The sequence below is a fragment of the Pseudomonas sp. GCM10022186 genome (assembly GCF_042656385.1).
Taxonomy (GTDB): Bacteria; Pseudomonadota; Gammaproteobacteria; order Pseudomonadales; family Pseudomonadaceae; genus Metapseudomonas.
The window spans coordinates 190,244-217,070 of sequence record NZ_JBHSOU010000063.1 but is presented as its reverse complement, the minus strand read 5'-3'; the positions used below and the strand labels follow the sequence as shown (position 1 = coordinate 217,070).

23 protein-coding genes are annotated in these 26,827 nt (G+C 65.2%); 12 read left to right on the top strand and 11 right to left on the bottom strand.

Features of this window, described 5'->3' with window-relative positions; translation table 11 throughout:
* Positions 1-6: 6 nt before the first annotated feature.
* The 4 genes from ACFPU0_RS22080 to ACFPU0_RS22065 all read right to left on the bottom strand — a co-directional run bounded on the left by ACFPU0_RS22080 (position 7) and on the right by ACFPU0_RS22065 (position 6,009).
* On the bottom strand, positions 7-813 hold the full coding sequence (locus tag ACFPU0_RS22080; protein WP_377695426.1) for a putative RNA methyltransferase: 807 nt from the start codon (positions 811-813) through the stop codon (positions 7-9).
* Positions 810-1,952, bottom strand: coding sequence for a succinyl-diaminopimelate desuccinylase (dapE, locus tag ACFPU0_RS22075; protein WP_377695425.1), 1,143 nt, complete (start codon positions 1,950-1,952; stop codon positions 810-812). The genes ACFPU0_RS22080 and dapE overlap by 4 nt, the downstream gene beginning before the upstream one ends.
* Positions 1,953-2,054: 102 nt before the next feature.
* The gene (locus ACFPU0_RS22070; RefSeq protein WP_377695424.1) at positions 2,055-4,649 is read right to left on the bottom strand and encodes a glycosyltransferase; all 2,595 of its coding nucleotides are present in this window, start codon (positions 4,647-4,649) and stop codon (positions 2,055-2,057) included.
* A gap of 208 nt (positions 4,650-4,857) precedes the next feature.
* Entirely contained in the window at positions 4,858-6,009 is a 1,152-nt protein-coding gene (locus ACFPU0_RS22065) for an iron-containing alcohol dehydrogenase (protein ID WP_377695423.1), read from the bottom strand.
* 152 nt (positions 6,010-6,161) lie between these two features.
* On the opposite strand from ACFPU0_RS22065, the gene tcdA reads away from it, so the two are divergent.
* Positions 6,162-6,965, top strand: coding sequence for a tRNA cyclic N6-threonylcarbamoyladenosine(37) synthase TcdA (gene tcdA / locus ACFPU0_RS22060; RefSeq protein WP_377695422.1), 804 nt, complete (start codon positions 6,162-6,164; stop codon positions 6,963-6,965).
* Positions 6,966-7,155: 190 nt separating this feature from the next.
* Here tcdA and ACFPU0_RS22055 read toward each other — a convergent pair whose 3' ends face one another.
* From ACFPU0_RS22055 to map, 7 genes are all read right to left on the bottom strand, one after another.
* Entirely contained in the window at positions 7,156-7,563 is a 408-nt protein-coding gene (locus ACFPU0_RS22055; protein WP_377695421.1) for a SufE family protein, read from the bottom strand.
* Positions 7,560-8,762: an aminotransferase class V-fold PLP-dependent enzyme gene (locus ACFPU0_RS22050; RefSeq protein WP_377695420.1), complete on the bottom strand. Its 1,203-nt coding sequence runs from the start codon at positions 8,760-8,762 to the stop codon at positions 7,560-7,562. The genes ACFPU0_RS22055 and ACFPU0_RS22050 overlap by 4 nt, the downstream gene beginning before the upstream one ends.
* An 86-nt stretch (positions 8,763-8,848) precedes the next feature.
* The gene (gene dapD / locus ACFPU0_RS22045; RefSeq protein ID WP_377695419.1) at positions 8,849-9,883 is read right to left on the bottom strand and encodes a 2,3,4,5-tetrahydropyridine-2,6-dicarboxylate N-succinyltransferase; all 1,035 of its coding nucleotides are present in this window, start codon (positions 9,881-9,883) and stop codon (positions 8,849-8,851) included.
* 60 nt (positions 9,884-9,943) lie between these two features.
* Complete coding sequence (locus tag ACFPU0_RS22040; RefSeq protein WP_377695418.1) at positions 9,944-10,291, bottom strand: ArsC family reductase; 348 nt, start codon at positions 10,289-10,291, stop codon at positions 9,944-9,946.
* A gap of 20 nt (positions 10,292-10,311) precedes the next feature.
* Positions 10,312-11,508, bottom strand: a complete 1,197-nt coding sequence (gene dapC / locus ACFPU0_RS22035; RefSeq protein WP_377695417.1) for a succinyldiaminopimelate transaminase — start codon at positions 11,506-11,508, stop codon at positions 10,312-10,314.
* A 76-nt stretch (positions 11,509-11,584) separates the two neighbouring features.
* Positions 11,585-14,287 carry a [protein-PII] uridylyltransferase gene (locus ACFPU0_RS22030; protein ID WP_377695415.1) on the bottom strand — a complete coding sequence of 901 codons (2,703 nt, stop codon included), beginning with the start codon at positions 14,285-14,287 and terminating at the stop codon, positions 11,585-11,587.
* Positions 14,288-14,316: 29 nt separating this feature from the next.
* Positions 14,317-15,099 (bottom strand): type I methionyl aminopeptidase, encoded by a 783-nt coding sequence (gene map, locus ACFPU0_RS22025; protein WP_377695414.1) that lies wholly within the window; start codon positions 15,097-15,099, stop codon positions 14,317-14,319.
* 268 nt (positions 15,100-15,367) lie between these two features.
* Between map and rpsB the strand changes: the two genes are divergently transcribed.
* The 11 genes from rpsB (at position 15,368) to lpxD (ending at position 26,788) form a co-directional block, all read left to right on the top strand.
* Positions 15,368-16,108 carry a 30S ribosomal protein S2 gene (rpsB, locus tag ACFPU0_RS22020; protein WP_280287062.1) on the top strand — a complete coding sequence of 247 codons (741 nt, stop codon included), beginning with the start codon at positions 15,368-15,370 and terminating at the stop codon, positions 16,106-16,108.
* Positions 16,109-16,234: 126 nt separating this feature from the next.
* A complete protein-coding gene (gene tsf / locus ACFPU0_RS22015) occupies positions 16,235-17,104 on the top strand; it encodes a translation elongation factor Ts (protein WP_377695412.1) in 870 nt (289 codons plus the stop codon).
* Between the two features lie 201 nt (positions 17,105-17,305).
* Positions 17,306-18,049 carry a UMP kinase gene (gene pyrH, locus ACFPU0_RS22010; protein WP_271408919.1) on the top strand — a complete coding sequence of 248 codons (744 nt, stop codon included), beginning with the start codon at positions 17,306-17,308 and terminating at the stop codon, positions 18,047-18,049.
* Complete coding sequence (frr, locus tag ACFPU0_RS22005) at positions 18,046-18,603, top strand: ribosome recycling factor (protein WP_377695411.1); 558 nt, start codon at positions 18,046-18,048, stop codon at positions 18,601-18,603. Before pyrH ends, frr begins: the two co-directional genes overlap by 4 nt.
* Positions 18,604-18,617: 14 nt before the next feature.
* Positions 18,618-19,379, top strand: a complete 762-nt coding sequence (gene uppS / locus ACFPU0_RS22000; RefSeq protein ID WP_377695409.1) for a polyprenyl diphosphate synthase — start codon at positions 18,618-18,620, stop codon at positions 19,377-19,379.
* Positions 19,373-20,188 (top strand): phosphatidate cytidylyltransferase, encoded by an 816-nt coding sequence (locus ACFPU0_RS21995; protein WP_377695408.1) that lies wholly within the window; start codon positions 19,373-19,375, stop codon positions 20,186-20,188. The genes uppS and ACFPU0_RS21995 overlap by 7 nt, the downstream gene beginning before the upstream one ends.
* Positions 20,185-21,375, top strand: a complete 1,191-nt coding sequence (ispC, locus tag ACFPU0_RS21990) for a 1-deoxy-D-xylulose-5-phosphate reductoisomerase (protein ID WP_377695407.1) — start codon at positions 20,185-20,187, stop codon at positions 21,373-21,375. Before ACFPU0_RS21995 ends, ispC begins: the two co-directional genes overlap by 4 nt.
* Positions 21,376-21,390: 15 nt before the next feature.
* On the top strand, positions 21,391-22,743 hold the full coding sequence (gene rseP, locus ACFPU0_RS21985; RefSeq protein ID WP_377695406.1) for a sigma E protease regulator RseP: 1,353 nt from the start codon (positions 21,391-21,393) through the stop codon (positions 22,741-22,743).
* A gap of 74 nt (positions 22,744-22,817) precedes the next feature.
* The gene (gene bamA, locus ACFPU0_RS21980) at positions 22,818-25,181 is read left to right on the top strand and encodes an outer membrane protein assembly factor BamA (RefSeq protein ID WP_377695405.1); all 2,364 of its coding nucleotides are present in this window, start codon (positions 22,818-22,820) and stop codon (positions 25,179-25,181) included.
* Between the two features lie 42 nt (positions 25,182-25,223).
* Positions 25,224-25,727, top strand: coding sequence for an OmpH family outer membrane protein (locus tag ACFPU0_RS21975; RefSeq protein WP_377695404.1), 504 nt, complete (start codon positions 25,224-25,226; stop codon positions 25,725-25,727).
* Positions 25,728-25,729: 2 nt separating this feature from the next.
* Positions 25,730-26,788, top strand: coding sequence for a UDP-3-O-(3-hydroxymyristoyl)glucosamine N-acyltransferase (lpxD, locus tag ACFPU0_RS21970; protein ID WP_377695488.1), 1,059 nt, complete (start codon positions 25,730-25,732; stop codon positions 26,786-26,788).
* The last annotated feature ends 39 nt before the right edge of the window (positions 26,789-26,827 follow it).

Here is a 26,827-nt window from a genome sequence, read left to right as displayed (position 1 = left end):
GGCTCTCTAGATTTTCTCGATCCAATCGTAGCGAATGGACACCGTCACTTCGAAGGCTTCGGCGACCACGGCCGCGCGACGCTCGGCGTTGGCGCGCCAGCCGTGCGGGGTCATGGCCAGGAGGTCGGCGCGGGCCTCGGCCTCGGCTAGCTGCAGGCGGTAGCTCAGGGTCTCGCTGTGGGCCAGGCGCATGCCGGCCGGGATCTGCGCCAGGTGCTTCTGGTCGTCGTAGTCGCGGACTTCGTCATAGAGCTTTTCGCGCAGTTCCAGCAGGTGTTCGCGGGTCGGCCCCATGCGCAGCAGGCCGCCGCCGGGTGTCAGCAGGCGCAGGGCTTCCTGCCAGTCCAGGGGGCTGAAGACGCTGGCCAGCAGATCGCAGCTGGCGTCGGCCAGGGGCACCCGCGCCATGCTCGCCACCAGCCAATGGAGCTGAGGGGCGCGGCGGCAGGCGCGCTTCACCGCCTCGCGGGAGATATCCAGGGCATAGCCATCGGTAGCCGGCAATGCCATGGCCAACTGGCCGGTGTAGTAGCCTTCGCCGCAGCCGATATCCAGCCAGCGCTCGGGGTCGCGCTCGGCGGCGAGGGCGGCCAGGCGCGCGGCGAGCGGGGCGTAATGTCCGCCGTCGAGGAAGCGCCGGCGGGCCTCGACCATGGTGGCGTTGTCGCCGGGGTCGCGGCTCTTCTTGTGCTGCACCGGCAGCAGGTTGTAATAGCCCTGGCGCGCGCGGTCGAAGCTGTGGTTGGCCGGGCAGACCAGGCCCAGGTCGCGGGCGCGGAGCGCGCCTTGGCAGAGGGGGCAGATGAGTTTCATTGGGCGAGCAGGCGGACCAGGGTCTGCTGGTAGATGTCGGTCAACAGGTCGAGGTCGCTGGCCAGAACGCGCTCGTTCACCTGGTGGATGGTGGCGTTCACCGGGCCGAGCTCGACCACCTGGGTGCCCATGGTGGCGATGAAGCGGCCGTCGGAGGTGCCACCGCTGGTGGACGGAGTGGTGTCGCGGCCGGTGATGGCCTTGATGCTCGCGGAAACGGCGTCCAGCAGCTCGCCCGGCTGGGTGAGGAAGGGCAGGCCCGACAGGGCCCATTCCAGGTGATAGTCCAGGCCGTGCTTGTCGAGGATGGCTTCGACCCGGCGCTGCAGGCCTTCCACCGTCGATTCGGTGGAGAAGCGGAAGTTGAATACCGCGACCAGTTCGCCCGGGATGACGTTGGTGGCGCCGGTGCCCGCGTTGAGGTTGGACACCTGGAAACTGGTGGGCGGGAAGAAGGCGTTGCCATTGTCCCAGTGCTCGGCGGCGAGTTCCGCCAGGGCCGGTGCGGCCAGGTGGATGGGGTTCCTGGCCAGGTGCGGATAGGCCACGTGGCCCTGTACGCCACGTACGGTGAGCTTGCAGCCGAGGGAGCCGCGGCGACCGTTCTTGACCACGTCGCCCACCAGGGAGGTGCTCGAGGGTTCGCCGACTATGCACCAGTCCAGGCGCTCGCCACGGGCGGCCAGGCGCTCGACCACGGCCTTGGTGCCGTGATGGGCCGGACCTTCTTCGTCACTGGTGATGAGGAAGGCGATGGCGCCCTTGTGCTGCGGGTGTTCGGCGACGAAGCGTTCCACCGCCACCACCATGGCCGCCAGGCTGCCTTTCATGTCCGCCGCGCCACGGCCACAGAGCATGCCCTGCTCGTCGATCAGGGCTTCGAATGGCTGGTGCTGCCAGGCCTGCACCGGGCCGGTGGGGACCACGTCGGTATGGCCGGCGAAGCAGAGCACCGGACCTTCGCCGCCGCGAATGGCCCAGAAATTCTCCACCTCCTCGATGCGCATGCGCTCGATGCGAAAGCCCGCGGCTTCCAGCCGGCGCATCATCAGGTCCTGGCAACCTTCATCCACCGGGGTGACCGAGGGACGACGGATGAGGTCGCAGGCGAGTTCGAGGGTGGGGGAGAGGGAAGACATGCAGGGCTCCGGAAGGCAGCGCGGAAACGCAAGGAATGAAAGGCCGATATCTTAAAACAAGAACGGCGGCCAATGGCCGCCGTTTGAGGGTTTCGCTCGCCGTCAGGCGGTGGCGACTTCCTCCTGCTCCGCTTCCTGGCCCTTGGGCAGGGAGGAGAGCAGGGCCATGATCAACGCCGCGAGGTAAGGCAGCGACTGCACCAGCAGCATGGCCACCCAGAACTTCACGTCCGGGCTGGGCATGCCCTGGACCACCGCGATGCCGATGGCCGCGCCCCACAGCAGAAGCATCACGAAGACTTCTTCGCGGGCCTCGGCCAGGGCCATCATCAGGCCGTGGTTGCTGCGCATCTTCGGCGTGCGGAAGAAGGGAATGCTCTTGGTGAAGAAGCCGTAGAGCACTGCCTTGGCGATGGTGTGCGAAAGCGCGAGCCCCGCCACCGCGGCGCAGAAGGCGTCCTTCAGGTTGACCCCCACCGCGCGCTGGTAGAGGAACACGATCTTGCCCACCTTGAAGAAGAACAGCGCCAGCGGCGGGATGGCGAAGATCAGCAGCGGCGGATCGACCCGCTGCGGCACGATGATCATCGCCGCCGACCAGAGCAGGGCGCCAATGGTGAAGAAGATGTTCAGGCCATCGGCGACCCAGGGTAGCCAGCCGGCGATGAAGTGGTAACGCTGGCCGCGCTTGAGCTTGGACTCCTTGCCCAGGAACAGGCTGCGGGCATGGCCCTTCATGATCTGGATGGCGCCATAGGCCCAGCGGAAGCGCTGCTTCTTGTAGTCGATGAAGGTGTCCGGCATCAGCCCGCGGCCAAAGCTCTCGTGGGCGTAGGCCGCTGCATAGCCGCTCTTGAACACGCGCAGACCCAGCTCGGCGTCTTCGCAGATGGTCCAGTCGGCCCACTTCAGCTCGTCCATCACGCTGCGGCGGATCATGGTCATGGTGCCGTGCTGGATGATGGCGTTGCGGTCGTTGCGGGTGACCATGCCGATATGGAAGAAGCCCTTGTACTCCGCGTAGCAGAGCTTCTTGAAGGTGTTCTCGTTGCCGTCGCGGTAATCCTGGGGCGACTGCACCACGGCGATTTCCGGATCGGCGAAGTGCGGAACCATGTATTTCAGCCAGTTGCGGTCGACGCAGTAGTCGGAGTCGATCACCGCCACCACTTCAGCGTCCGGCGCGGTGTAGGGCAGGATGTAGTTCAGCGCGCCACCCTTGAAGCCTTCCAGCGGGGCGACGTGGAAGAACTTGAAGCGCGGACCCAGCTGTTCGCAGTATTCGCGCACCGGTTCCCAGACGGCCGGGTCCTTGGTGTTGTTGTCGATGATCAGGACCTCGTAGTCCGGATAATCGAGGTTGGCCAAGGCGTCGAGGGTCTGTTTGACCATCTCCGGCGGCTCGTTGTAACAGGGCACGTGAACCGACACCTTGGGCCGGTACGCCGCGTCGGCCAGCACGGGCAGGAAGGGGCGGCGGCGATTGCGCACCCAGACCGCTTCGGCCAGTTCATGGGCCTCGGTGAGCAGCACGATGAACACGCCGAGGGCACCTACACCGAGGAGCAGGCCGACGGTCAGGCTGAACCAGGTGCTGTACTGCTGGCTGTAGTCGTAGGCGATCCACACCAGCACCGAGCCGCCGGCGAAGGCGACGAAGGTCAGGAAGGTGCGGCCGCGCTGGCGCAGGGCGCTACCGTCGATCAGCATCAGGGCCAGGGCGAGCAGGGCCATGACCACCGAGGCCACGGCGAGCATGCGCCACTGGGGAATGGCGATCACCGGGCCTTCGAAGGCGAACTTGGGCTGGCGTTCGAGGTTGTAGACGCCCCAGTAGGCCCCCACCGAACCCTCGTCACTGGCCTTCCACGGCTGGTCGAAGGCTTCGATCACGAAATAGTTGTAGCCCTTGGCGTTGAGGGCGTTGACCAGGGTGCGCAGGTAGATGGCCTGGTCCGCCTGGGAGGCGTCGGCGCCGCCGCGCATGCGGCCGTTGCTCGGCCAGCCCACCTCGGAGAGCAGCAGGGGCTTCTTCGGGAAGGCCTTCTTCAGATCCTTGGCGCGCTCCAGGACGAACTCGGTGGAGTCCTCCATCGGCACGAATTCCCAGTAGGGCAGCACGTGGGCGGCCACCAGGTCGACGTGCTTGGCCAGTTCCGGGTATTTCAGCCAGATGTGCCACTGTTCGGAGGTGGTCACCGGTACCTTCACCGCGGCCCGGACGCGGTCCAGGTAGACCATCAGGTCCTTGCGGCTGATTTCACGGCGGAACAGGGCTTCGTTGCCCACCACCACGCGAACCACGCTGCGCGAGGCATTGGCGATCTCGATGGCCTTGGCGATCTCGCGCTCGTTGCGCTCTTCGTCCGGGCTGATCCACACGCCCAGGGTTACCCGCAGGCCGAACTCCTCGGCCAGGCGCGGGATGTCGGCCAGGGTGCCGTCCACCGAGTAGGTGCGGATGCTGTCGGTCTGCTTGCTCAGCAGCTCGAGGTCCTGGCGCATCTGCTCGTCGGTGGGATAGCGGTTCTGCTGGGGGTTCTGGTCCGCGCGGAACGGCGAGAAGGAATAACCGGAGATCTGTTCCGGCCAGTCCGGCGCGGTGACCGGGCGGTTGTAAAGCGCCCAGATACCGGTGAACAACGCGGCGACTGCCACGAAGACCACCAGGTTGAGTCCAAATTTACGCGATGGCATAGAGGTCAAGGGTTCCGAAGCATGGAACTAGGGTAGGGCCAGCGGCATGCTGGTCGGCGCGAATCCTACCCCGGCGCCCAACAGCTGTATAGATTGCAACCAGCAGGGACGGCTGGATGGCCATTCCCGCCAGATTGTTTGTTTGCCAGAGACGGCAGAAGTTCTGCCTCTGTGGCAAAAAGCCGCTTCGGATCGACCCGGGGCGGCCTCAGAGTGCCCGTAACAGAATGCGTTCGCTCACCTCCAGGTCCATGTCGCGGCGTTCGCTCAGGGCGGTCATGCCGTGACGCTCCAGCTGGGCCAGCACCTGGGGAATCACGTCCGCGTCCAGACCGTGTTCGGACAGGCGGGTGGGCACGCCCATGCGCTTGAAGAAGTTGCGGGTGGCCTGGATGGCTGCGTCGATGCGCTGCTCTTCGTCCCCGTCCTTCAGGCCCCAGACGCGCGCGGCGTATTGCAGCAGCTTCTCGCGCTTGACCTGGCGCCGCTCGGCCAGCAGCGCCGGCAGCACCACGGCCAGGGTCTGGGCGTGGTCGATGTGGTAGAGGGCGGTCAGTTCGTGGCCGATCATGTGGGTCGACCAGTCCTGGGGCACGCCGCAGCCGAGCAGGCCGTTCAGCGCCTGGGTGGCGCACCACATGAGGTTGGCGCGCACCGCGTAGTCCTCGGGGTCGGCCAGCGCTTTCGGGCCTTCTTCTATCAGGGTCAGCAGCAGGCCTTCGGCGTAGCGGTCCTGCAGCGGCGCATCGGCCGGGTAGGTCAGGTATTGCTCGATGGTGTGGACGAAGGCGTCCACCACGCCGTTGCCGATCTGCCTGGGCGGCAGGCTGAAGGTGGTGCTCGGGTCGAGGATGGCGAAGCGCGGATAGAGCAGGGCACTGGAGAAGGGCAACTTCTCCTGGCGGGCGACATGGGTGACGACGCCATGGGGATTGCTCTCGGAACCGGTGGCGGCCAGGGTCAGTACGCAGCCCAGCGGGAGAGCGGCGGTGATGCGCGTGCCGCTGAGCAGGTCCAGGGGGGCGCCGTCGTAGCAGGCGGCTGCGGCGATGAACTTGCTGCCATCTATCACCGAACCGCCGCCAACGGCGAGGATAAAGTCGCATTGCTCGGTCTTGGCGACCTGGGCGGCCTTGACCAGGGTGTCGAACTGCGGATTGGCCTCGATACCGCCGAAGCGGGTCAGCTGATGGTCCGCCAGGGCTTCTTCCACCTGCTGCCAGACGCCATTCTGGAAGATGCTGCCGCCGCCATGGGTCACCAACACCCGGCTGCCCGTGGGAATATCCCGTGCCAGCTTGCTGATCTGGCCCTCGCCGAAATGGATGCGGGTGGGGTTGTAGAAGGTGAAATTGCGCATGACCGGCTCCCTTGTCGTTATCGGCCGACTATAGCCTCGGCGAACCGCGCCCGGATCTATGGGCCACCATTCAGCGGCGATGGACTTGGGCCGGGGGATAGCGCTTCCTATAATGCGCGCCCGCCCGAAGGTTGGCGATGGGAGTGAGTGGCATGAGTACAGACGAACGTTTCGGCGGCATCGCCCGGCTTTACGGCCTGGACGGACTGGCGCGGTTGCAGGCGGCCCATGTGGCGGTGGTCGGCATCGGCGGAGTCGGCTCCTGGGCGGCCGAGGCCCTGGCGCGCTCCGGCGTGGGCGAGATTTCCCTGTTCGACCTGGACGATGTCTGCATCACCAATACCAACCGCCAGGTGCATGCCATTGAGGGCGCCGTGGGCAAGGCCAAGGTGGCGGTGATGGCCGAGCGCATCCGCGCCATCAACCCGGCCTGCGTGGTCCACGCCGTGGCCGATTTCGTCACCCGCGAGACCATGGCCGAGTACATCACCCCCGAGCTGGATGCCGTGATCGACTGCATCGACAGCGTGGCGGCCAAGGCGGCGCTGATCGCCTGGTGCAAGCGACGCAAGATCCAGATCGTCACCACCGGTGGCGCCGGCGGCCAGGTGGACCCGGCGCAGATCCAGGTGGCCGACCTGAACAAGACCTTCAACGACCCGCTGGCGGCCAAGGTGCGCTCGACGCTTCGCCGCGACTACAACTTCTCCCGCACGCCGGGACGCACCTACAGCGTGCCCTGCGTGTTTTCCACCGAGCAGTTGCGCTATCCCAAGCCGGACGGTTCGGTGTGCCAGCAGAAGAGCTTCGTCGGCGAGGGGGTGAAACTGGACTGCGCCGGCGGCTTCGGCGCGGTGATGATGGTCACCGCCACCTTCGGCATGGTGGCGGCGGCGCGCATCGTGGACAAGCTGGTGGCCGGGGCGCGGCGGCCGTCGGAGCGGGTGCCCGCCTAGGGCCGGATGCTCTTGTAGGGTGGGTCACGCTTCATCGACCCACCAGCGGTGACGGGCCGGGCTCCGCAGGTGGATGTGAAAAGCGACATCCACCCTACGCCTGGGGCGAGATCGTCGGTTGGGCCGGGCGGCGTTCCGCTGAGGGACGAAGCCCAACGCCGACATAGCCGATGAATTGGCACCTACAGGGTCAATCGCCCGTCATCTCGCGCATTTTCTTCAATACGGCATTCAGGCCATTGCTGCGTGACGGCGACAACTGCCGTCCCAGGCCCAGCTGGTTGAACCAGTCGGCCAGGTCGATTCCGGCCAGTTCTTCGCCAGCCAGGCCGTCGACCCGCGCCAGCAGCACGGCCAGCAGGCCGCGGATCAGCCGGGCGTCGCTGGCGGCGCGGAAATGCCAGTGCTCGCCCTGGCGTGCACCCACCAGCCAGACCTGGCTTTCGCAGCCGTGCACCCGGTTGGCATCGCTGCGTTCGGCGTCATCCAGGGCTTCCAGCCGTTCACCCCACTGCATCAGCAGGCGCGCGCGCTGTTCCCAACCGCCGGCGGCAGCGAAGGCGTCCAGGGCGTCCTGCGCCTTGCTCGGCAGGCTCATCGCAAGAGCTCCAGGGCCTTGTCCAGGGCGCCGAAGAAGCGTTGCAGATCGTCGCCGTCGTTATAGAGGCCCAGGGATACGCGGATGGCGCCCTGCAGGCCGAGGGTCTGCATCAGCGGCATGGCACAGTGATGACCGGCGCGCACGGCGATGCCCTGCTCGGTGAGCAGGTGGGCGAGGTCAGCGTTATGCACACCCTCGACCGTGAAGCTGGCCAGGGCCAGTTCGGGTTCGCCGAGCAGGCGCACGCCGTCCCTCGCGGCCAGCCCGGCCAGAAGCTTGACGTGGAGCGCGGCCTCGTGGCCGGCCACGGCGGCGGCGTCCAGGCCAGCGAGGTAATCCAGCGCCGCGCCCAGGCCGATCACCGAGGCGATGGCCGGGGTGCCGGCCTCGAAGCCCAGGGGGGCACCATGGAAATCGGCCGTCTGGTAGGCGGCGCTATGCACCATCTCGCCGCCGAATTGCCAGTGTCGGAGTCGTGCCAGGGCCTCGGCCCGGCCATAGAGCACGCCGATGCCGTCCGGGCCGTAGAGCTTGTGGCTGGAGAAGGCGTAGAAGTCGCAGTCCATGGCCCGCACGTCATGGCGGCCATGCACCACGCCCTGGGCGCCGTCCACCACCGTCAGGGCGCCCTGGGCTCGGGCCAGGGGCAGCAGCTCGGTGAGGGGCTGCCAGCGGCCGAGGACGTTGGACAACTGACTCAGTGCCATGAGGCGGGTGCGTGGGCCGATCAGCCGGCGTGCCTGTTCCAGGTCGATCAGGCCGCGGTCGTCCAGCGGCAGCACCACCAGCTTGAGCTGCTTGCGCAGGGCCAGCTGTTGCCAGGGCAGCAGGTTGGCGTGGTGTTCCAGGGCGCTGATGACGATTTCGTCACCGGCCTGGAACAGGTGCTCCAGGCCATAGGCCAGCAGGTTGATGGCCTCGGTGGTGCCGCGGGTGAAGAGGATTTCCGCCGGGCTGGCGGCATTCAACCAGTGCGCCGCCTGGGTACGGGTGCCTTCGAAGGCGCGGGTGGCGCGCTCGCCGGGCAGATGTTGGGCACGATGGACGTTGGCCGCGCCGCTGGCATAGTAGCCGAGCAGGGCGTCCAGCACCGCCTGGGGCTTCTGCGAAGTGGCAGCGCTGTCCAGGTAGGTCTGCCCCTCGGCGGCGAGGGCCGAAAGGGCGGGGAAGTCGGAACGCCAGGGAGAAGAAAGCATAGCTCTGAGCCTGAAGCTGGACGCTGGAAGTGAAAAGCCGGAGGTGGACGCTTCCAGCCTCCGGCTCCCAGCTTTCAGCTTTCAGCTTAGTTGTGCGCGTGCAGGGCTTCGTTCAGCTCGATCGCGGTCTTGTTGGTCTTGCACTCCACCGCGCCGTTCTGCGAATTGCGGCGAAACAGCAGGTCCGGCTGGCCGGCCAGGTCGCGTGCCTTGACCACTTTCACCAGCTGGTTCTTATCGTCCAGCAGGGCCACCTTGGTGCCCGCGGTGATGTAGAGGCCGGCTTCGACTATGTTGCGGTCGCCCAGCGGGATGCCGATGCCGGCGTTGGCGCCGATCAGGCAGCCTTCGCCCACGGAGATGACGATATTGCCGCCACCGGACAGGGTGCCCATGGTGGAGCAGCCGCCGCCCAGGTCCGAGCCCTTGCTGACGAAGACGCCCGCGGAGACGCGACCTTCGATCATGCCCGGGCCTTCGGTGCCGGCGTTGAAGTTGATGAAGCCTTCGTGCATCACGGTGGTGCCTTCACCCACGTAGGCGCCCAGGCGGACGCGGGCGGTATCGGCGATGCGCACGCCGGCCGGCACCACGTAGTCGGTCATTTTCGGGAACTTGTCCACGGAGAAGACTTCCAGCAATTCACCCTTGAGGCGGGCTTCCAGCTGGCGCTCGGGCAGTTCGCCCAGGTCGATGGCACCCTGGCTGGTCCAGGCCACGTTCGGCAGCAGCGGGAAGATGCCGGTCAGGTTCAGGCCGTGGGGCTTGGCCAGGCGGTGGGACAGCAGGTGCAGCTTGAGGTAGGCCTCGGGGGTGGAGGTCAGCGCGGCGTCTTCGGCCAGCAGGGTGACCACCAGGGGCTTCTGGCTCTCGGCCAGGCGGGTCAGCAGGGCGGCCTGGGTGGCGTCGATGTCCTTGAGCGCGGTGGCCAGCTGGGCGGCCTGGGCGTTGCTGAGGGCGATGGCCTGGTTGCCGGCGCTGTAGCCGACGACGGGCGCGACTGCGGCTACCAGTTGCTCGGAGGGCTTGAGCAGGGGCTGGGCGTAGAAGACTTCCAGCCAGTTGCCCTGGCGGTTCTGGGTGCCGACGCCGAAGGCGATGCTGAAGAGAGCGTTGGACATGGGGATTCCTCTTGCTGAAGGGGGGTGGTCAGGCGCCGCGCGCCTGGTCGTTGATCGGGATTAGCTGAACGCCGCCGCGTAGAGGTCCGGCTTGAAGCCGACCAGGGTGCGGTCGCCCAGGTCCAGCACCGGACGCTTGATCATCGAGGGCTGGGCCAGCATCAGGGCGATGGCCTTGTCCTGGTCCAGGTCGGCCTTCTGCGCGTCGTCCAGCTTGCGGAAGGTGGTGCCGGCGCGGTTCAGGACGGTTTCCCAGCCGTGCTCGGCGCACCATTTCTCCAGGCTGGCGCGGTCGATGGCCGAGGCCTTGTAGTCATGGAAGCTGTAGCTCACGCCCTGCTCTTCGAGCCAGGTGCGGGCCTTCTTCATGGTGTCGCAGGCCTTGATGCCGTAAAGGGTGATGCTCATCTTCGCGTGTCCTTTGAAACTCAGAGTCCCTTGATGAAGTCGCGGATGCGTTCGCCGGCTTCGACGCATTCGGCCAGCGGTGCCACCAGGGCCATGCGCACGCGGCCGGCGCCGGGGTTGAAGCCGTCGACGGCGCGCGACAGGTAGGAGCCGGGGACCACGGTGACGTGCTCGCGGGCGAACAGTTCACGGGTGAAGGTCTCGTCGTCCACCGGGGTCTTCGGCCAGAGGTAGAAACCGCCATCGGGGCGCTGCACGTCCAGTACCGGACCAAGGATATCCAGAAGGGCGTCGAACTTCTCGCGGTACAGGGCGCGGTTGGCGCGCACGTGCACCTCGTCGTTCCAGGCGGCGACACTGGCCAGCTGGGTCTGCACCGGCATGGCGCAGCCATGGTAGGTGCGGTACAGCAGGAAGCCCTTGAGGATGTCGGCGTCACCGGCGACGAAGCCGGAGCGCAGGCCCGGCAGGTTGGAGCGCTTGGACAGGCTGTGGAACACCACGCAGCGCTTGAAATCGGACCGGCCCAGTTCGGCGCAGGCGGTGAGCAGGCCGGCCGGCGGGTTCTGCTCGTCGAAGTAGAGTTCGCTGTAGCACTCGTCGGCGGCGATCACAAAGTCGTGCTCGTCGGCCAGGGCGATCAGCTTCTTCAGGGTATCCAGCGGGATAAGGGCGCCGGTGGGGTTGCCCGGAGAGCAGAGGAAGAGGATCTGGCAACGCTGCCAGACCTCGGCCGGCACGGCGTCGAAGTCGGGGTTGAAGCCGTTCTCCGCCAGGCACGGCAGGTAGTGGGGCTGGGCGCCGGCCAGCAGGGCCGCGCCTTCGTAGATCTGATAGAAGGGGTTGGGGCTGACCACCAGGCCGTTGTCGGCGCGGTTGACCACCGCCTGGGTGAAGGCGAACAGGGCCTCGCGGGTGCCGTTCACCGGCAGCACGTGGCGGGCGGCGTCGAGCCAGCCGGCCGGTACCTTGAAGCGGCGCTCGCACCACTGCGCGATGGCTTCGCGCAGGGCCGGGAGGCCCAGGGTGGTGGGGTAGACCGCCAACTGCCCGAGACTGGCCGACAGGGCCTCGGCGACGAAGGCCGGGGAGCGGTGCTTGGGTTCGCCAATGGACAGGGCGATGGCCTTTTTCGCCGCCGGCGGCTGGGCGCCGGCCAGCAGGACGCGGAGTTTCTCGAAGGGGTAGGGCTGCAGGTGGTTCAGGGCTTCGTTCATGGCTGTAGGGCGTCAACAGGGAGGTCGTGGGTGGAACGGTGCAATCCGGCCTGCGGCCTTACTGCACCCTACGGGTTCAGATGCGTATCCGTGTCGGGTCCGGGGCCTGTCCGTTGGCCTGGGACAGCTGGGAGACTATGGCTTCCTGCAGGCGTTGGCAGAGCTCGGGGTCGGAAAGCGGCTGGTTGTTGGCGTCGGTGACGAAGAACACGTCTTCCACGCGTTCGCCCAGGGTGGCGATCTTGGCGTTCTGCAGCGACAGGTCGAACTCCAGGAAGATGCGTCCGATGCGCGCCAGCAGGCCGGGGCGGTCGGGGGCGGTCAGCTCGAGAATGGTCACCGGGCGCTGGGCATCGTTGGAGATGGTCACCTGCGGCGGGAAGGCGAAGTGCTTGAGCTGGCGCGGGACGCGGCGCTGGATGATGGCCGGGTACTCGTCCGGGTTCTTCAGGGCGTCGATCAGGCCTTCGCGGATCTCGCGGATGCGTGCCGGGTTCTCGCCGATCCGCCCGCCGTCGGCGTCGAGCACGATGTAGGTGTCGAGGGTGAACTGGCTGGTGGAGGTGATGATCCGCGCATCGTGGATGTTCAGGTTGAGCTGGCTCATGGCGGCCACGGTCACGGCGAAGAAATCGTGCTGGTCCGGCGCGTAGATGAAGATCTGGGTGGCGCCTTCGAATTCGCGCTGGGCGGTTTCCTTGATCAGCACCAGCGGGTCGTTGCCGGCCGGGTGCTGGAGGATGGCCTCGGTGTGCCAGGCCACGTCGCTGGCGGTGTGGCGCAGGAAGTAGTCGTCGCCCAGTTGCGACCAGAGTTGCTCTGCCTCGTCCTGGTCGATGCCGTTGCGCACCAGGATATCGATGGCGGCGGACTGGGTCTGGCGGATCTGCTCCTCGCGGTCCAGCGGGTTTTCCAGGCCGCGGCGCAGGGCGCGCTTGGTCTCGGTGTAGAGCTGGCGCAGCAGGCTGGCACGCCAGGAGTTCCACAGGCTCGGGTTGGTGGCATTGATGTCGGCCACGGTGAGCACATAGAGATAGTCCAGGCGGGTCTGGTCGCCCACCAGGCGGGCGAAGTCATAGATCACCTGCGGGTCCGAGAGGTCCTTGCGCTGGGCGGTGGTGGACATCACCAAATGGTGCTGCACCAGCCAGGCCACCAGGCGCGAGTCCCACACCGGCAACTGGTGCCGGGCGCAGAAGGCCTCGGCATCCACCGCGCCCAGTTCGGAATGGTCGCCACCGCGGCCCTTGCCGATGTCGTGGTAGAGGCCGGCGATGTAGATCAGCTCCGGCTTGGGCAGCTTGTCGATGAGCTTGCTGGCAAGGGGGAATTTCTCCGCCAGTTCCGGCCACTTCAGCTTGCGCAGGTGCTTGATCAGGTTGAGGGTGTGGGCGTCCACCGTATAGATGTGGAACAGGTCGTGCTGCATCTGCCCGATGATCTGGCCGAACTCCGGCAGGTAGAGGCCGAGGATGCCGTAGCGATTCATCCGCCGCAGGTTGCGGTGGATGCCCTGGCTCGACTTGAACAGTTCGATGAACAGGCTGGTATTGCGGATATCCTTGCGGAAGTCGTCGTCGATCAGGTGGCGGCTGTCCCGCAGCAGGCGGATGGTATCGGCGCGCACGCCCTTGATATCCGGGTGCTGGGCCATCAGCACGAAGATTTCCAGCATGGCGAAGGGAGTGCGCTTGAAGACGTTGGGATGGGTCACCTCGATGTAGCCGTCGCGCAACTGGAAGCGGCTGTTCAGCGGCTGCGCCTGGCCGGTTTCGCCGGCGCGCAGGATGACCTCCTCGAAATGCTGGTTGATCAGGTCGCTGAGCTCGGAAACCCCCATCACCACCCGGTAGTACTTCTGCATGAAGCGCTCGATGCCGAGCTTGCCGTCACCGTCCTCGAAACCGAGGAGGGCGGCGATCTTGCGCTGATGGTCGAACAGCAGGCGGTCTTCGGCGCGGCCGGCGAGCATGTGCAGGGCGTAGCGAACCTTCCAGAGGAACTCCTGGCTGGAGGCCAACATGCTGCACTCGCTTTCCACCAGGAAGCCCTGCTGGACCAGGCCATGCAGGTTGAGGCTGCCGAACTGGCGGCGGGCGACCCAGAGGATGGTCTGGATATCGCGCAGGCCGCCGGGGGAGCCCTTCACATTGGGCTCCAGGTTGTATTCGGTGTCGTTGTACTTGGCGTGGCGGGCCTTCTGCTCCTGGCGCTTGGCGAGGAAGAAGTGCTTGCTCGGCCACATCTGTTCCGGGCTGGTGACCTCCAGCATGCGCTGGCGCAGGTGCTCGGGGCCGGCGATGGTGCGGCTTTCCATCAGGTTGGTGACCACCGTCAGGTCGGCGCGGGCCTCCTCGGCGCATTCGGCCACCGAGCGCACGCTCTGGCCGACTTCCAGGCCGATGTCCCAGAGCAGGGTAAGAAAGCCCTCGATGGGCTCGCGGAAGACTTCGTGGTCGGCGTTGTCCAGCAGGATCAGCAGGTCGATATCGGAGTAGGGGTGCAGTTCGCCACGTCCGTAACCGCCCACCGCCAGCAGGGCGATGTCGGCGTCCTCGCTCCAGTCGAAGCGCTCCCAGGCCGCCCGCAGGACCTGGTCGACGAACCAGGCGCGGTCTTCCACCAGGCGACGGATGTCGCGACCGTTGGCGAAACGGTTGTCGAGCACGTCGCGGGCCTGGCGAATGGCCTTCTTGAAGGCAGCGATGGGGCTGGACTTCAAGGCCAGTTCCGCCTGGAACTGCCCGCGGTCGAACAACTCGGGATCCACCTGCGGCATGGGGCGCCTTTCCTTATATGGGTCTGTGATCAGGACGAGGTGCGCGGCAGGGTGTCGTCGCTGCGCAGGGTAAGGATCTCGTAGCCGTCGGCAGTCACCAGGATGGTGTGCTCCCATTGCGCGGAGAGCTTGCGGTCCTTGGTGATGGCGGTCCAGCCGTCGCCGAGCAGGCGGGTTTCCGGGCGGCCCTGGTTGATCATCGGCTCGATGGTGAAGGTCATGCCTTCCTTGAGTTCCATGCCGGTGCCGGCGCGGCCGTAGTGCAGGACCTGGGGCTCTTCGTGGAACACGGCGCCGATGCCATGGCCGCAGTATTCGCGGACCACCGAATAGCCCAGCTTCTCCGCGTGCTTCTGGATCACTTCGCCGATGTCCCCCAGGCGCGCGCCCGGGCGGACCAGCTGGATGCCCTTGTACATGCACTCCTGGGTCACGCGGCAGAGCTTCTCGGCCCATTCCGGCGCCTTGCCCACCATGAACATCTTGCTGGTGTCGCCGTGGTAGCCGTCCTTGATCACGGTGATGTCGATGTTGAGGATGTCGCCATCCTTGAGCGGCTTCTCGTTGGGGATGCCGTGACACACCACGTGGTTGATCGAGGTGCAGATGGACTTGGGGAAACCCTTGTAATTGAGTGGCGCGGGGATGGCCTGCTGCACGTTGACGATGTAGTCGTGGCAGATGCGGTCCAGTTCCTCCGTGGTCACGCCGGGTTTGACATGCTCGCCGATCATCTCCAGCACTTCGGCGGCCAGGCGGCCGGCAACGCGCATTTTCTCGATTTCCGCGGGCGTCTTGATGGTGACGGTCATGGGGGCTCTCAGGCGTATCTGAATAAAGGAGGCAATGGTAACAGCTGGAGGGCGGAAGCTTGAAGCTGGAAGCAGGCGCGGGACGCCGCGCTTCAGGCTTCCAGCTTATAGCTTCAAGCTGTTTTTTGTGCTATAAAACGCGCCGCTTTACGGACGTGGTGTCCGCAAGGCTCAAACCCACACACGTATCGACACGATATCCTGGGTGCCCGCAAGGGTTGGATATTGGGATGCGTGGAGGCCTAACCCGACTTATCGAGGAATAGAAATGTCCCAAGTCAACATGCGCGATATGCTGAAGGCCGGTGTGCACTTCGGCCACCAGACCCGTTACTGGAACCCGAAAATGGGCAAGTACATTTTCGGCGCGCGCAACAAGATCCACATCATCAACCTGGAAAAGACCCTGCCGATGTTCAACGACGCCCTGAGCTTCGTTGAGAAACTGGCTGCAGGCAAGAACAAGGTCCTGTTCGTAGGCACCAAGCGTTCCGCTGGCAAGATCGTTCGCGAAGAAGCTGCTCGTTGCGGCTCCCCGTACGTCGATCACCGCTGGCTGGGCGGCATGCTGACCAACTACAAGACCATCCGTCAGTCCATCAAGCGCCTGCGCGAGCTGGAAACCCAGTCCCAGGACGGCACTTTCGCCAAGCTGACCAAGAAAGAAGCCCTGATGCGCACCCGCGACCTCGAGAAGCTCGAGCGCAGCCTGGGCGGCATCAAGGACATGGGCGGCCTGCCGGACGCTCTGTTCGTGATCGACGTCGACCACGAGCGCATCGCCATCAGCGAAGCCAACAAGCTGGGCATCCCGGTCATCGGCGTTGTCGATACCAACAGCAGCCCCGAAGGCGTTGACTACGTCATCCCGGGCAACGACGACGCCATCCGCGCCGTTCAGCTGTACCTGGCCAGCGTTGCTGATGCTGTAATCCGCGGCCGTCAGAATGCCGTTGGTGGCCCTGACGAGTTCGTCGAAGAAGCTGCTTCCGAGGCCGCAGAAGGCTGAGTTACAGCCATCTAGCGTTACCCGGTGCGCAAGAAGGGGGCTAGGCCCCCTTTTTGCCACCTCCGAATCGTGAATGCCCGGAATGCCGGGCTGAATGGTTGAAAACCTATTCAAGAGGATTGCGACATGGCAGAGATTACTGCAGCCCTGGTTAAAGAACTGCGCGAGCGTACCGGCCTCGGCATGATGGATTGCAAGAAGGCCCTGACCGCCGCCGATGGCGACATCGAGAAGGCCATCGACGACATGCGTGCCGCTGGTGCCATCAAGGCTGCCAAGAAGGCCGGCAACATCGCCGCCGAAGGTGCCATCGCTGTCAAGGTTGCCGCCGACAACAAGGCCGCCGTCATCATCGAAGTCAACTCCCAGACCGACTTCCTGGCCCTGCAGGACGACTTCAAAGGCTTCGTGGCCGCTTCCCTGGAGCAGGCTTTCAACGAGAAGCTGACCGATGCCGCTCCGCTGGTCGAGTCCCGCGAAGAAGCCCGTCTGGCCCTGGTCGCCAAGACCGGTGAAAACGTCAACATCCGCCGCCTGACCCGCGTGGAAGGCGACGTGGTTGGCGCCTACCTGCACGGCCACCGCATCGGTGTGGTTGTCTGCCTGAACGGCGGCAACGCCGAACTGGCCAAGGACATCGCCATGCACGTGGCTGCCAGCAACCCGCAGTTCCTGAACGCTTCCCAGGTTTCCGAAGAAGCCATCGCCAAGGAAAAGGAAATCTTCCTGGCCCTGAACGCCGACAAGATCGCCGGCAAGCCGGAAAACATCGTCGAGAACATGGTCAAGGGCCGTATCGCCAAGTTCCTCGCCGAAGCCAGCCTGGTCGAGCAAGCGTTCGTCAAGGATCCGGAAGTCAAGGTCGGTGACCTGGCCAAGAAAGCCGGTGCCGAGATCGTTTCCTTCGTTCGTTACGAAGTAGGCGAAGGCATCGAGAAGGCCGAAGTGGACTTCGCTGCCGAAGTAGCTGCCCAAGTCGCCGCTACCAAGCAGTAAGACGGCCTCGGCTGTCGCCCCGCAAGAGGCTGCCCGCTCACGCGCGCGGCCTCTTCGTCAAACTGGGGAACCGATTCGGGGCGGTTTCCGCGGCAGGCCCGGCAGCCGGGCACCAACTGCCGTTTGCGCAGTCTCAGGACTCGCCAGTACATCGGGCTGCAAGGCCCACGAATTCGAATAGCGCCGCAGGAGAGATACGCAATGGCTCAGCAGGTGAGTGGCCGCCAACCTCGCTACAAACGCATTCTGCTCAAACTCAGCGGTGAGGCCCTGATGGGCTCCGAGGAGTTCGGCATCGATCCGAAGGTCCTCGATCGCATGGCGCTGGAAATCGGCCAACTGGTCGGGATCGGCGTCCAGGTCGGCCTGGTGATCGGCGGTGGCAACCTGTTCCGCGGTGCGGCACTGAGCGCCGCCGGCATGGATCGGGTGACCGGCGACCACATGGGTATGCTGGCCACCGTGATGAACGCCCTGGCCATGCGCGACGCGCTGGAGCGCTCCAACATCCCCGCCATCGTGATGTCGGCCATTTCCATGGTCGGCGTGACCGATCACTACGACCGCCGCAAGGCCATGCGCCACCTGAGCTCGGGCGAAGTGGTGATCTTCTCCGCCGGTACCGGCAACCCCTTCTTCACCACCGACTCGGCCGCCTGCCTGCGCGCCATCGAGGTGGATGCGGATGTGGTACTGAAAGCCACCAAGGTCGACGGCGTGTACACTGCCGACCCGTTCAAGGATCCGAACGCCGAGAAGTTCGAGCACCTGACCTATGACGAGGTGCTGGATCGCAAGCTTGGCGTCATGGATCTCACGGCCATTTGTCTGTGCCGTGACCAGAAGATGCCGTTGCGGGTCTTCAATATGAATAAACCGGGTGCCTTGCTGAACATCGTGGTCGGCGGCGCCGAAGGGACTCTGATCGAGGAGGGTGAACAGTGATCAACGAGATCAAGCAAGAAGCGCAGGAGCGCATGAAGAAAACCCTGGAATCGCTGGATCATGCTTTCGCCAAGATCCGCACCGGGCGTGCGCATCCGAGCATCCTGGACAGCGTGATGGTGTCCTACTACGGCGCCGACACTCCGCTGCGCCAGGTCGCCAACGTCATCGCCGAGGACTCCCGTACCCTGGCCCTGACCGTGTTCGACAAGAGCATGATCCAGGCTGTGGAAAAGGCCATCATGACCTCCGACCTGGGCCTGAACCCGGCTACCGCCGGCACCACCATCCGTGTGCCGATGCCCGCCCTGACCGAGGAAACCCGCAAGGGCTTCACCAAGCAGGCGCGTGCCGAGGCCGAAAACGCCCGTGTCGCCGTGCGCAACATCCGTCGCGATGCCCTGGCTCAGTTGAAGGACCTGGTCAAGGAGAAGGAAATCAGCGAAGACGAGGAGCGTCGTGCCGCTGATGACGTCCAGAAGCTGACCGACAAGTTCGTTGGTGAAGTCGACAAGGCTCTGGAAACCAAAGAAAAAGACCTGATGGCGGTCTGACCTCAGGTATCGTCATGGAAAAGTCCCAGCAAGGCGTCAACCCTGCGGTGCCACGGCATGTGGCGATCATCATGGACGGTAACAACCGTTGGGCGAAGAAACGCCTGCTGCCTGGCGTCGCCGGCCACAAGGCCGGCGTGGACGCGGTCAGGGCGGTGATAGAGGTGTGCGCCGACGCCGGTGTCGAGGTGCTCACCCTGTTCGCCTTCTCCAGCGAGAACTGGCAGCGCCCGGCCGATGAGGTCAGTGCGCTGATGGAGCTCTTTCTGGCAGCGCTGCGCCGCGAGGTCCGGCGTCTGCACCAGAACGACATTCGCCTGCGCATCATCGGCGACCGTTCCCGTTTCCACCCGGAGTTGCAGGCCGCGATGCGCGAGGCCGAGCAACTGACCGTCGGCCACAAGAAATTCATCCTCCAGGTCGCCGCCAACTACGGTGGCCAGTGGGACATCACCCAGGCCGCCCAGCGCCTGGCGCGCGAGGTGCAGGCCGGTCACCTGCAGGCCGAAGACATCACCCCGCAATTGCTGCAGGGCTGTCTGGTCACCGGCGACCTGCCGTTGCCCGACCTGTGCATCCGCACCGGCGGCGAGCACCGCATCAGCAACTTCCTCCTGTGGCAGCTGGCTTATGCCGAGCTGTACTTCTCCGATCTCTTCTGGCCTGACTTCAAGCATGAAGCCATGCGCAAGGCGCTGGCCGACTTCGCCAAGCGCCAGCGCCGCTTCGGCAAGACCAGCGAGCAGCTAGAAGCCGAGGCCCGAGCCAAATGCTGAAACAACGCGTCATCACCGCGCTGGTGTTGCTGCCCATCGCCCTTGCGGGCTTTTTCCTGCTGGACGGTGGCGCCTTCGCCCTGTTCATCGGTGCCGTGGTGAGCCTCGGCGGCTGGGAGTGGGCTCGCCTGGCGGGTCTTTCCGGGCAGCCGAAGCGTATCGCCTACGGGCTGCTGGTGGCGGCGCTGATCTACGGGCTCTACCTCGTGCCCACGCTGGCGCCGCTGGTGCTGGTCCTGGGAGTGCTCTGGTGGGGGGCGGCGACCGTCCTGGTGCTCGGCTACCCCGAGACCAGCCGCTATTGGGGCGGCATGCCCGGCAAGCTGGTGATCGGCCTGCTCATCCTGCTGCCGGCCTGGCAGGGCCTGGTGCTGTTCAAGCAATGGCCGCTGGCCAACTGGCTGATCCTGGCCGTGATGGTGCTGGTCTGGGCGGCCGATATCGGTGCCTATTTCTCCGGCAAGGCCTTCGGCAAGCGCAAACTGGCGCCGCAGGTCAGTCCCGGCAAGAGCTGGGAGGGCCTGGTGGGCGGCCTGCTGGCGAGCCTGCTGATCACCCTGGGCGTCGGGCTGTACCGCGGCTGGGTAGGTAGTGAACTCTTCCTGGCGCTGGCGGGAGCGGCCCTGGTGGTGTTGGTCTCGGTGGTGGGTGACCTGACCGAGAGCATGTTCAAGCGCCAGTCCGGCATCAAGGACAGCAGCAACCTGCTGCCCGGCCATGGTGGCGTACTCGACCGTATCGATAGCCTGACCGCTGCGATCCCGCTGTTCGCGGCGCTGCTCTGGGCTGCCGGCTGGGGTGTCCTGTGAGCCGACCGCAACGAATTACCGTGCTCGGGGCCACCGGTTCCATCGGCCTCAGCACACTGGACGTGATCGCTCGTCACCCGGACCGCTACACCGCTTTCGCCCTCAGCGGCTTCAGTCGCCTGAGCGAGCTGGAGGCGCTGTGCCTGCGCCATCGCCCCGAATTCGCCGTGGTGCCCGATGCCGAGTCTGCGCGCCATCTGCAGGGTGGGCTGCTGGCCGCCGGTCTGCAGACCCGCGTACTGGTGGGGGAGCAGGGGCTGTGCGAGGTCGCTGCGCATCCCCGGGCGGATGCGGTGATGGCGGCTATCGTCGGCGCCGCGGGCCTCAAGCCCACGCTGGCGGCGGTGGAGGCCGGCAAGCGGGTGCTGCTGGCCAACAAGGAGGCGCTGGTGATGTCCGGCGCCCTGTTCATGCAGGCGGTGCGCAAGAGCGGTGCCGTACTGCTGCCCATCGACAGCGAACATAACGCGATCTTCCAGTGCCTGCCCCAGGACTACGCTCGGGGTCTTGCTCCTGTAGGCGTGCGCCGCATCTTGCTGACCGCCTCTGGCGGTCCCTTCCGCGAGATGCCGCTGGAGCAGTTGGCGGATGTTTCGCCGGAGCAGGCCTGTGCCCATCCCAACTGGTCCATGGGGCGCAAGATTTCCGTCGACTCGGCGAGCATGATGAACAAGGGGTTGGAGCTGATCGAGGCCTGCTGGCTGTTCGATGCACAGCCCGCCCAGGTGGAAGTGGTGATTCATCCGCAGAGCGTGATCCATTCCCTGGTGGATTACGTGGATGGCTCGGTGCTGGCCCAGCTCGGCAATCCCGACATGCGCACGCCCATCGCATATGCCCTGGCCTGGCCGGAGCGGATCGATTCCGGTGTGTCCCCCCTGAACCTCTTCGCCGTGGCGCGCCTGGACTTCCAGGCTCCCGACGAGGAGCGCTTTCCCTGTCTGCGCCTGGCGCGCCTGGCGGCGGAGGAGGGCGGCAGCGCGCCGGCCATGCTCAATGCCGCGAACGAGGTGGCCGTGGCGGCCTTCCTCGACAGGCGCATCCGCTTCACCGAGATCGCGAGTATCATCGATGAAGTGCTGAACCGCGAGGCCGCCGCAGCGGTCGAAACGCTGGACGCCGTGCTGCATGCCGATGCCCGTGCCCGGGCGACGGCGCAGCAGTGGCTGGTCCGTCAGGGGCGTTAGCCCCGGAGGAAACCGATGAGCGCGCTATACATGATTGTCGGCACCCTGGTGGCTCTCGGGGTTCTGGTCACTTTCCACGAATTCGGCCATTTCTGGGTGGCCCGCCGTTGCGGGGTCAAGGTCCTGCGTTTCTCCGTGGGTTTCGGTACGCCGCTGCTGCGCTGGCATGATCGCCATGGTACCGAGTTCGTCGTGGCCGCCATTCCCCTCGGCGGTTACGTGAAGATGCTCGACGAGCGCGAGGGCGACGTTCCGGCGGAGCTGCTCGGGCAGTCCTTCAATCGCAAGCCGGTCGGCCAGCGCATCGCCATAGTGGCCGCCGGGCCGATCGCCAACTTCCTCCTGGCCCTGCTGTTCTTCTGGGCTCTGGCCATGCTCGGCAGTCAGCAGGTGCGGCCGGTCATCGGCAGTGTCGCGCCGGACAGCATCGCCGCCCTCGCGGGCCTGGAGACCGGGCAGGAGATTGTGTCGGTCGATGGCGAGGCGGTCAGCGGCTGGTCCCAGGTCAACCTGCAGCTGGTGCGTCGCCTCGGTGAGAGCGGCACGCTGCTGGTGGGGGTGCGCGACGAGGGGGCCACTACCGAACAGTCCCGTGAGCTGCACCTGAACGCCTGGCTCAAGGGGGTCGATGAGCCTGATCCCATCGGCTCCCTGGGCATCACGCCATGGCGCCCGGCCATTGCGCCGATCATCGCCGAGCTGGACCCGAAGGGCCCGGCCCAGGCTGCCGGCCTCAAGGTCGGCGACCGCTTGTTGGCCCTTGACGGCCAGGCCCTGGATGACTGGCAGCAACTGGTGGATCAGGTGCGCAAGCGTCCGGCCGAACGCATCACCCTCAGCGTCGAGACCGAGGGTCAGGTGCGTCAGGTCGTCCTGACCCTGGCCGCTCGCGGAGAGGATGATGCCCGCAGTGGCTACCTCGGAGCAGGGGTCAAGGCGGTCGAGTGGCCGGCGGAAATGCTCCGGGAAGTGAGCTTCGGCCCGGTCGCGGCGGTGGGTGAGGCGGCTGCCCGGACATGGTCCATGAGCCTGCTAACTCTGGATTCCTTAAAGAAAATGGTGCTCGGTGAGCTCTCGGTAAAAAACTTGAGCGGGCCGATAACCATTGCTAAAGTGGCGGGCGCTTCGGCCCAGTCCGGGGTGGGGGATTTCCTTAACTTCCTCGCCTATCTGAGCATAAGCCTGGGGGTTCTCAATCTGTTGCCAATCCCTGTCCTGGACGGGGGGCACCTGCTGTTCTACCTGATCGAACTGGCGCGGGGTCGCCCGTTGTCGGATCGGGTACAGGCTTGGGGGGTGCAGATCGGTATCAGTCTGGTCGTGGGGGTCATGTTGCTCGCCCTGGTAAACGATCTGAGCCGTCTGTAACGAGTCACTGAATGCCGAGTCTGCCGCCTTGCGCGGCAGATTCTTTATTACCGGTTGGAATAAAAAAGGACTTCATGAAACGCCTGCTGCTACCTGCGGTGCTTGCCGCACTCATGATCGCCGAGGTTCACGCCGAGTCCTTCACCATCTCCGACATCCGCGTCAACGGCCTGCAACGGGTATCCGCCGGCAGCGTGTTCGGCGCCCTGCCGCTCAACGTCGGCGAAATGGCGGATGACCGCCGCCTGGTCGAGGCCACCCGCGCCCTGTTCAAGACCGGTTTCTTCCAGGACATCCAGCTCGGCCGCGACGGCGACGTGCTGGTTATCACCGTAGTTGAGCGCCCGTCGATTTCCAGCATCGAGATCGAAGGCAACAAGGCCATCAGCACCGAAGACCTGCTCAAGGGCCTCAAGCAGTCTGGTCTGGCCGAAGGCGAAATCTTCCAGCGCGCCACCCTCGAAGGTGTGCGTAACGAGCTGCAACGCCAGTACGTGGCCCAGGGCCGCTACTCCGCCGAGATCGAGGCCGAAGTGATTCCGCAGCCGCGCAACCGCGTGGCGCTGAAAATCAAGATCAATGAAGGCTCGGTCGCGGCCATCCAGCACATCAACATCGTCGGCAACACCGTCTTCCCCGATGAAGACCTGATCGACCTGTTCGAGCTGAAGACCAGCAACTGGCTGTCCTTCTTCAAGAACGACGACAAGTACGCCCGCGAGAAACTCTCCGGTGACCTGGAGCGCCTGCGTTCCTATTACCTGGACCGCGGCTACATCAACATGGATATCTCTTCCACCCAGGTATCCATCACGCCGGACAAGAAGCACGTCTACATCACCGTGAACGTCGATGAGGGCGAGAAGTACACCGTCCGCGAAGTGAAACTCTCCGGTGACCTCAAGGTGCCGGAAGAAGAAGTGAAGTCCCTGCTGCTGGTGCAGAAGGGCCAGGTCTTCTCGCGCAAGGTGATGACCACGACTTCCGAGCTGATCACCCGCCGCCTGGGCAACGAGGGCTACACCTTCGCCAACGTCAACGGCGTGCCGGAACCCCACGACGAGGACAACACCGTTTCCATCACCTTCGTGGTGGACCCGGGCAAGCGCGCCTACGTGAATCGCATCAACTTCCGCGGCAACACCAAGACCGAAGACGAAGTGCTGCGCCGCGAAATGCGCCAGATGGAAGGCGGCTGGGCCTCGACCTACCTGATCGACCAGTCCAAGACCCGCCTGGAGCGCCTCGGCTTCTTCAAGGAAGTGAACGTCGAAACCCCGCAGGTGCCCGGCACCGACGACCAGGTGGACGTCAACTACAGCGTGGAAGAGCAGCCCTCCGGCTCCATCACCGCCAGCGTCGGCTTCGCCCAGAGCGCCGGCCTGATCCTCGGCGGCTCCATCAGCCAGAACAACTTCCTCGGTACCGGTAACAAGGTCAGCATCGGCCTGACCCGTTCCGAGTACCAGACCCGCTACAACTTCGGCTTCGTCGACCCCTACTGGACTCCGGATGGCGTGAGCCTGGGCTACAACGCCTTCTACCGCAGTACCGACTACGACGACCTCGACGTCGACGTGTCCAGCTACGCGGTGGACAGCTACGGCGCCGGCGTCAGCATCGGCTACCCGATCAGCGAGACCTCGCGCCTGACCTACGGCCTGACCGTGCAGCAGGACGAAATCAACACCGGCATCTATACCGTCGACGAGATCTTCGACTTCATCAAGCAGGAAGGCGATAGCTACCTGAACTTCAAGGGCTCGGTCGGCTGGTCCGAATCCACCCTGAACAAGGGCGTGCTGGCCACCCGCGGCCATTCCCAGAGCCTGGTGCTGGAAAGCACCATCCCGGGTAGCGACCTGTCGTTCTACAAGCTCGACTACCGCGGCCAGCTGTTCACTCCGCTGACCCAGAGCACCGCGCTGCGTTTCCACACCGAACTGGGCTACGGCGACAGCTACGGCTCCACCTCCGAGCTGCCGTTCTACGAGCACTACTTCGCGGGCGGCTTCAACTCCGTTCGCGGCTTCGAAGACAGCAGCCTCGGCCCACGCAGTACGCCGAGCCGCGGCGAGGCGGTTACCGGGAACGCCGGCACCGCAGCCGACCCGGACCAGGATCCGCTGCCCTTCGGTGGCAACGTGCTGATCCAGGGCGGTGTCGAGCTCCTGTTCCCGCTGCCCTTCGTCAAGGACCAGCGTCAACTCCGCACCGTGCTGTTCTGGGACGTGGGTAACGTATTCGACACCAGCTGCTCGTCCACCGCGACCAACTGCAGCAGCATCAACGCGGGCGAGCTGGCCAGTTCCGTGGGTGTTGGCCTGACCTGGATCACCGCACTGGGTCCGTTGAGCTTCAGTCTGGGCATGCCGGTCAAGAAGCCGGACAATGCGGATACCCAGGTGTTCCAGTTCTCCCTGGGCCAGACTTTCTAAGTGTTTCATCAAGACAACAGTATTTGTTGCAGGAGTTGCATCGTGCGTAAGTTGACTCAATTCGTTCTGGTTGCCGCTGCCTTGATGGCGACACCGGCCTTCGCCGAAATGAAGATCGCTGTACTGAACTACCAGATGGCGCTGCTGGAATCCGACGCCGCCAAGAAATACGCCGTCGACGCCGAGAAGAAGTTCGGCCCCCAGCTGAACAAGCTGAAGACCCTGGAAAGCGACGCCAAGCGCATCCAGGACCGCCTGGTGAAGGATGGCGAGAAGATGCAGCAGGCCGAGCGTGAGCGCCTGGAACTCGAATTCAAGCAGAAGGCCCGTGACTTCCAGTTCCAGTCCAAGGAGCTGAACGAAGCCAAGGCCGTCGCCGACCGCGACATGCTCAAGCAGCTCAAGCCGAAGCTGGACAAGGCGGTCGAGGAAGTCCTGAAGAAAGGCAGCTATGACCTGGTGCTGGAGCGTGGTGCGGTGGTCGACGTCAAGCCGCAGTACGACATCACCCGTCAGGTCATCGAGCGCATGAACCAGCAGCGCTGATGATGACAGCCCCGGTCTTCACCCTCGGCCAACTGGCCGAACGCCTCGGCGCCACCGTACGTGGCTCCGAGGACAAGGCGATCAGTGGTCTGGCCACCCTGCAGGAGGCCGGTCCCGGCCATCTCAGCTTCCTGGCCAATCCGCAATACCGCAAGTACCTCGTCGACACCAAGGCGGCCGCCGTACTGCTGACCGCGGCCGATGCCGAAGGCTACGCCGGCGATGCGCTGGTGGTGGCCAACCCCTACCTGGCCTACGCCGAACTCTCCCATCTGTTCGATCTCAAGCCCAAGGCCGAGCCCGGCATCCACCCGACTGCCGTGGTGGCGGCCGACGCCAAGGTCGATCCGAGCGCCAGCGTCGGTGCCTATGTGGTGATCGAGTCCGGCGCGCAGATCGGCGCCGGCGTGACCCTGGGGGCCCATTGCGTGGTCGGTGCCCGAACCTCGATAGGCGAGGGCGGCTGGCTGGCGCCCCGCGTGACCCTCTATCACGACGTGAAGATCGGCAAGCGGGTGGTGATCCAGTCCGGTGCCGTCATCGGTGGCGAGGGCTTCGGCTTCGCCAATGAGAAGGGCGTGTGGCAGAAGATCGCGCAGATCGGCGGTGTCACCCTGGGCGATGACGTGGAAGTGGGGGCCAACACCACCATCGACCGCGGCGCCCTGTCCGACACCCTGATCGGCAACGGCGTGAAGCTGGATAACCAGATCATGATCGCCCACAACGTGCAGGTCGGTGACAACACCGCCATGGCCGGCTGCGTCGGGATCTCCGGCAGCACCAGGATCGGCCGTAACTGCATGATCGCCGGCGGCGTGGGCATGGTCGGCCATATCGAAGTGTGCGACAACGTGTTCGTCACCGGCATGACCATGGTGACGCGCAATATCACCGAACCGGGCGCCTATTCTTCCGGTACCGCGATGCAGACCGCCGCGGAATGGAAGAAGAGCGCTGCCCGGATCCGCCAGCTGGACGACATGGCGCGTCGTCTGCAGCAGCTGGAAAAACGCCTGGCGGCAGTGACCCCGGGCGGGGATGCTTCATCAGATGCGTGATCCACGCTGCGCCGTGCATCCCCAATCCTTTCAGAAGGC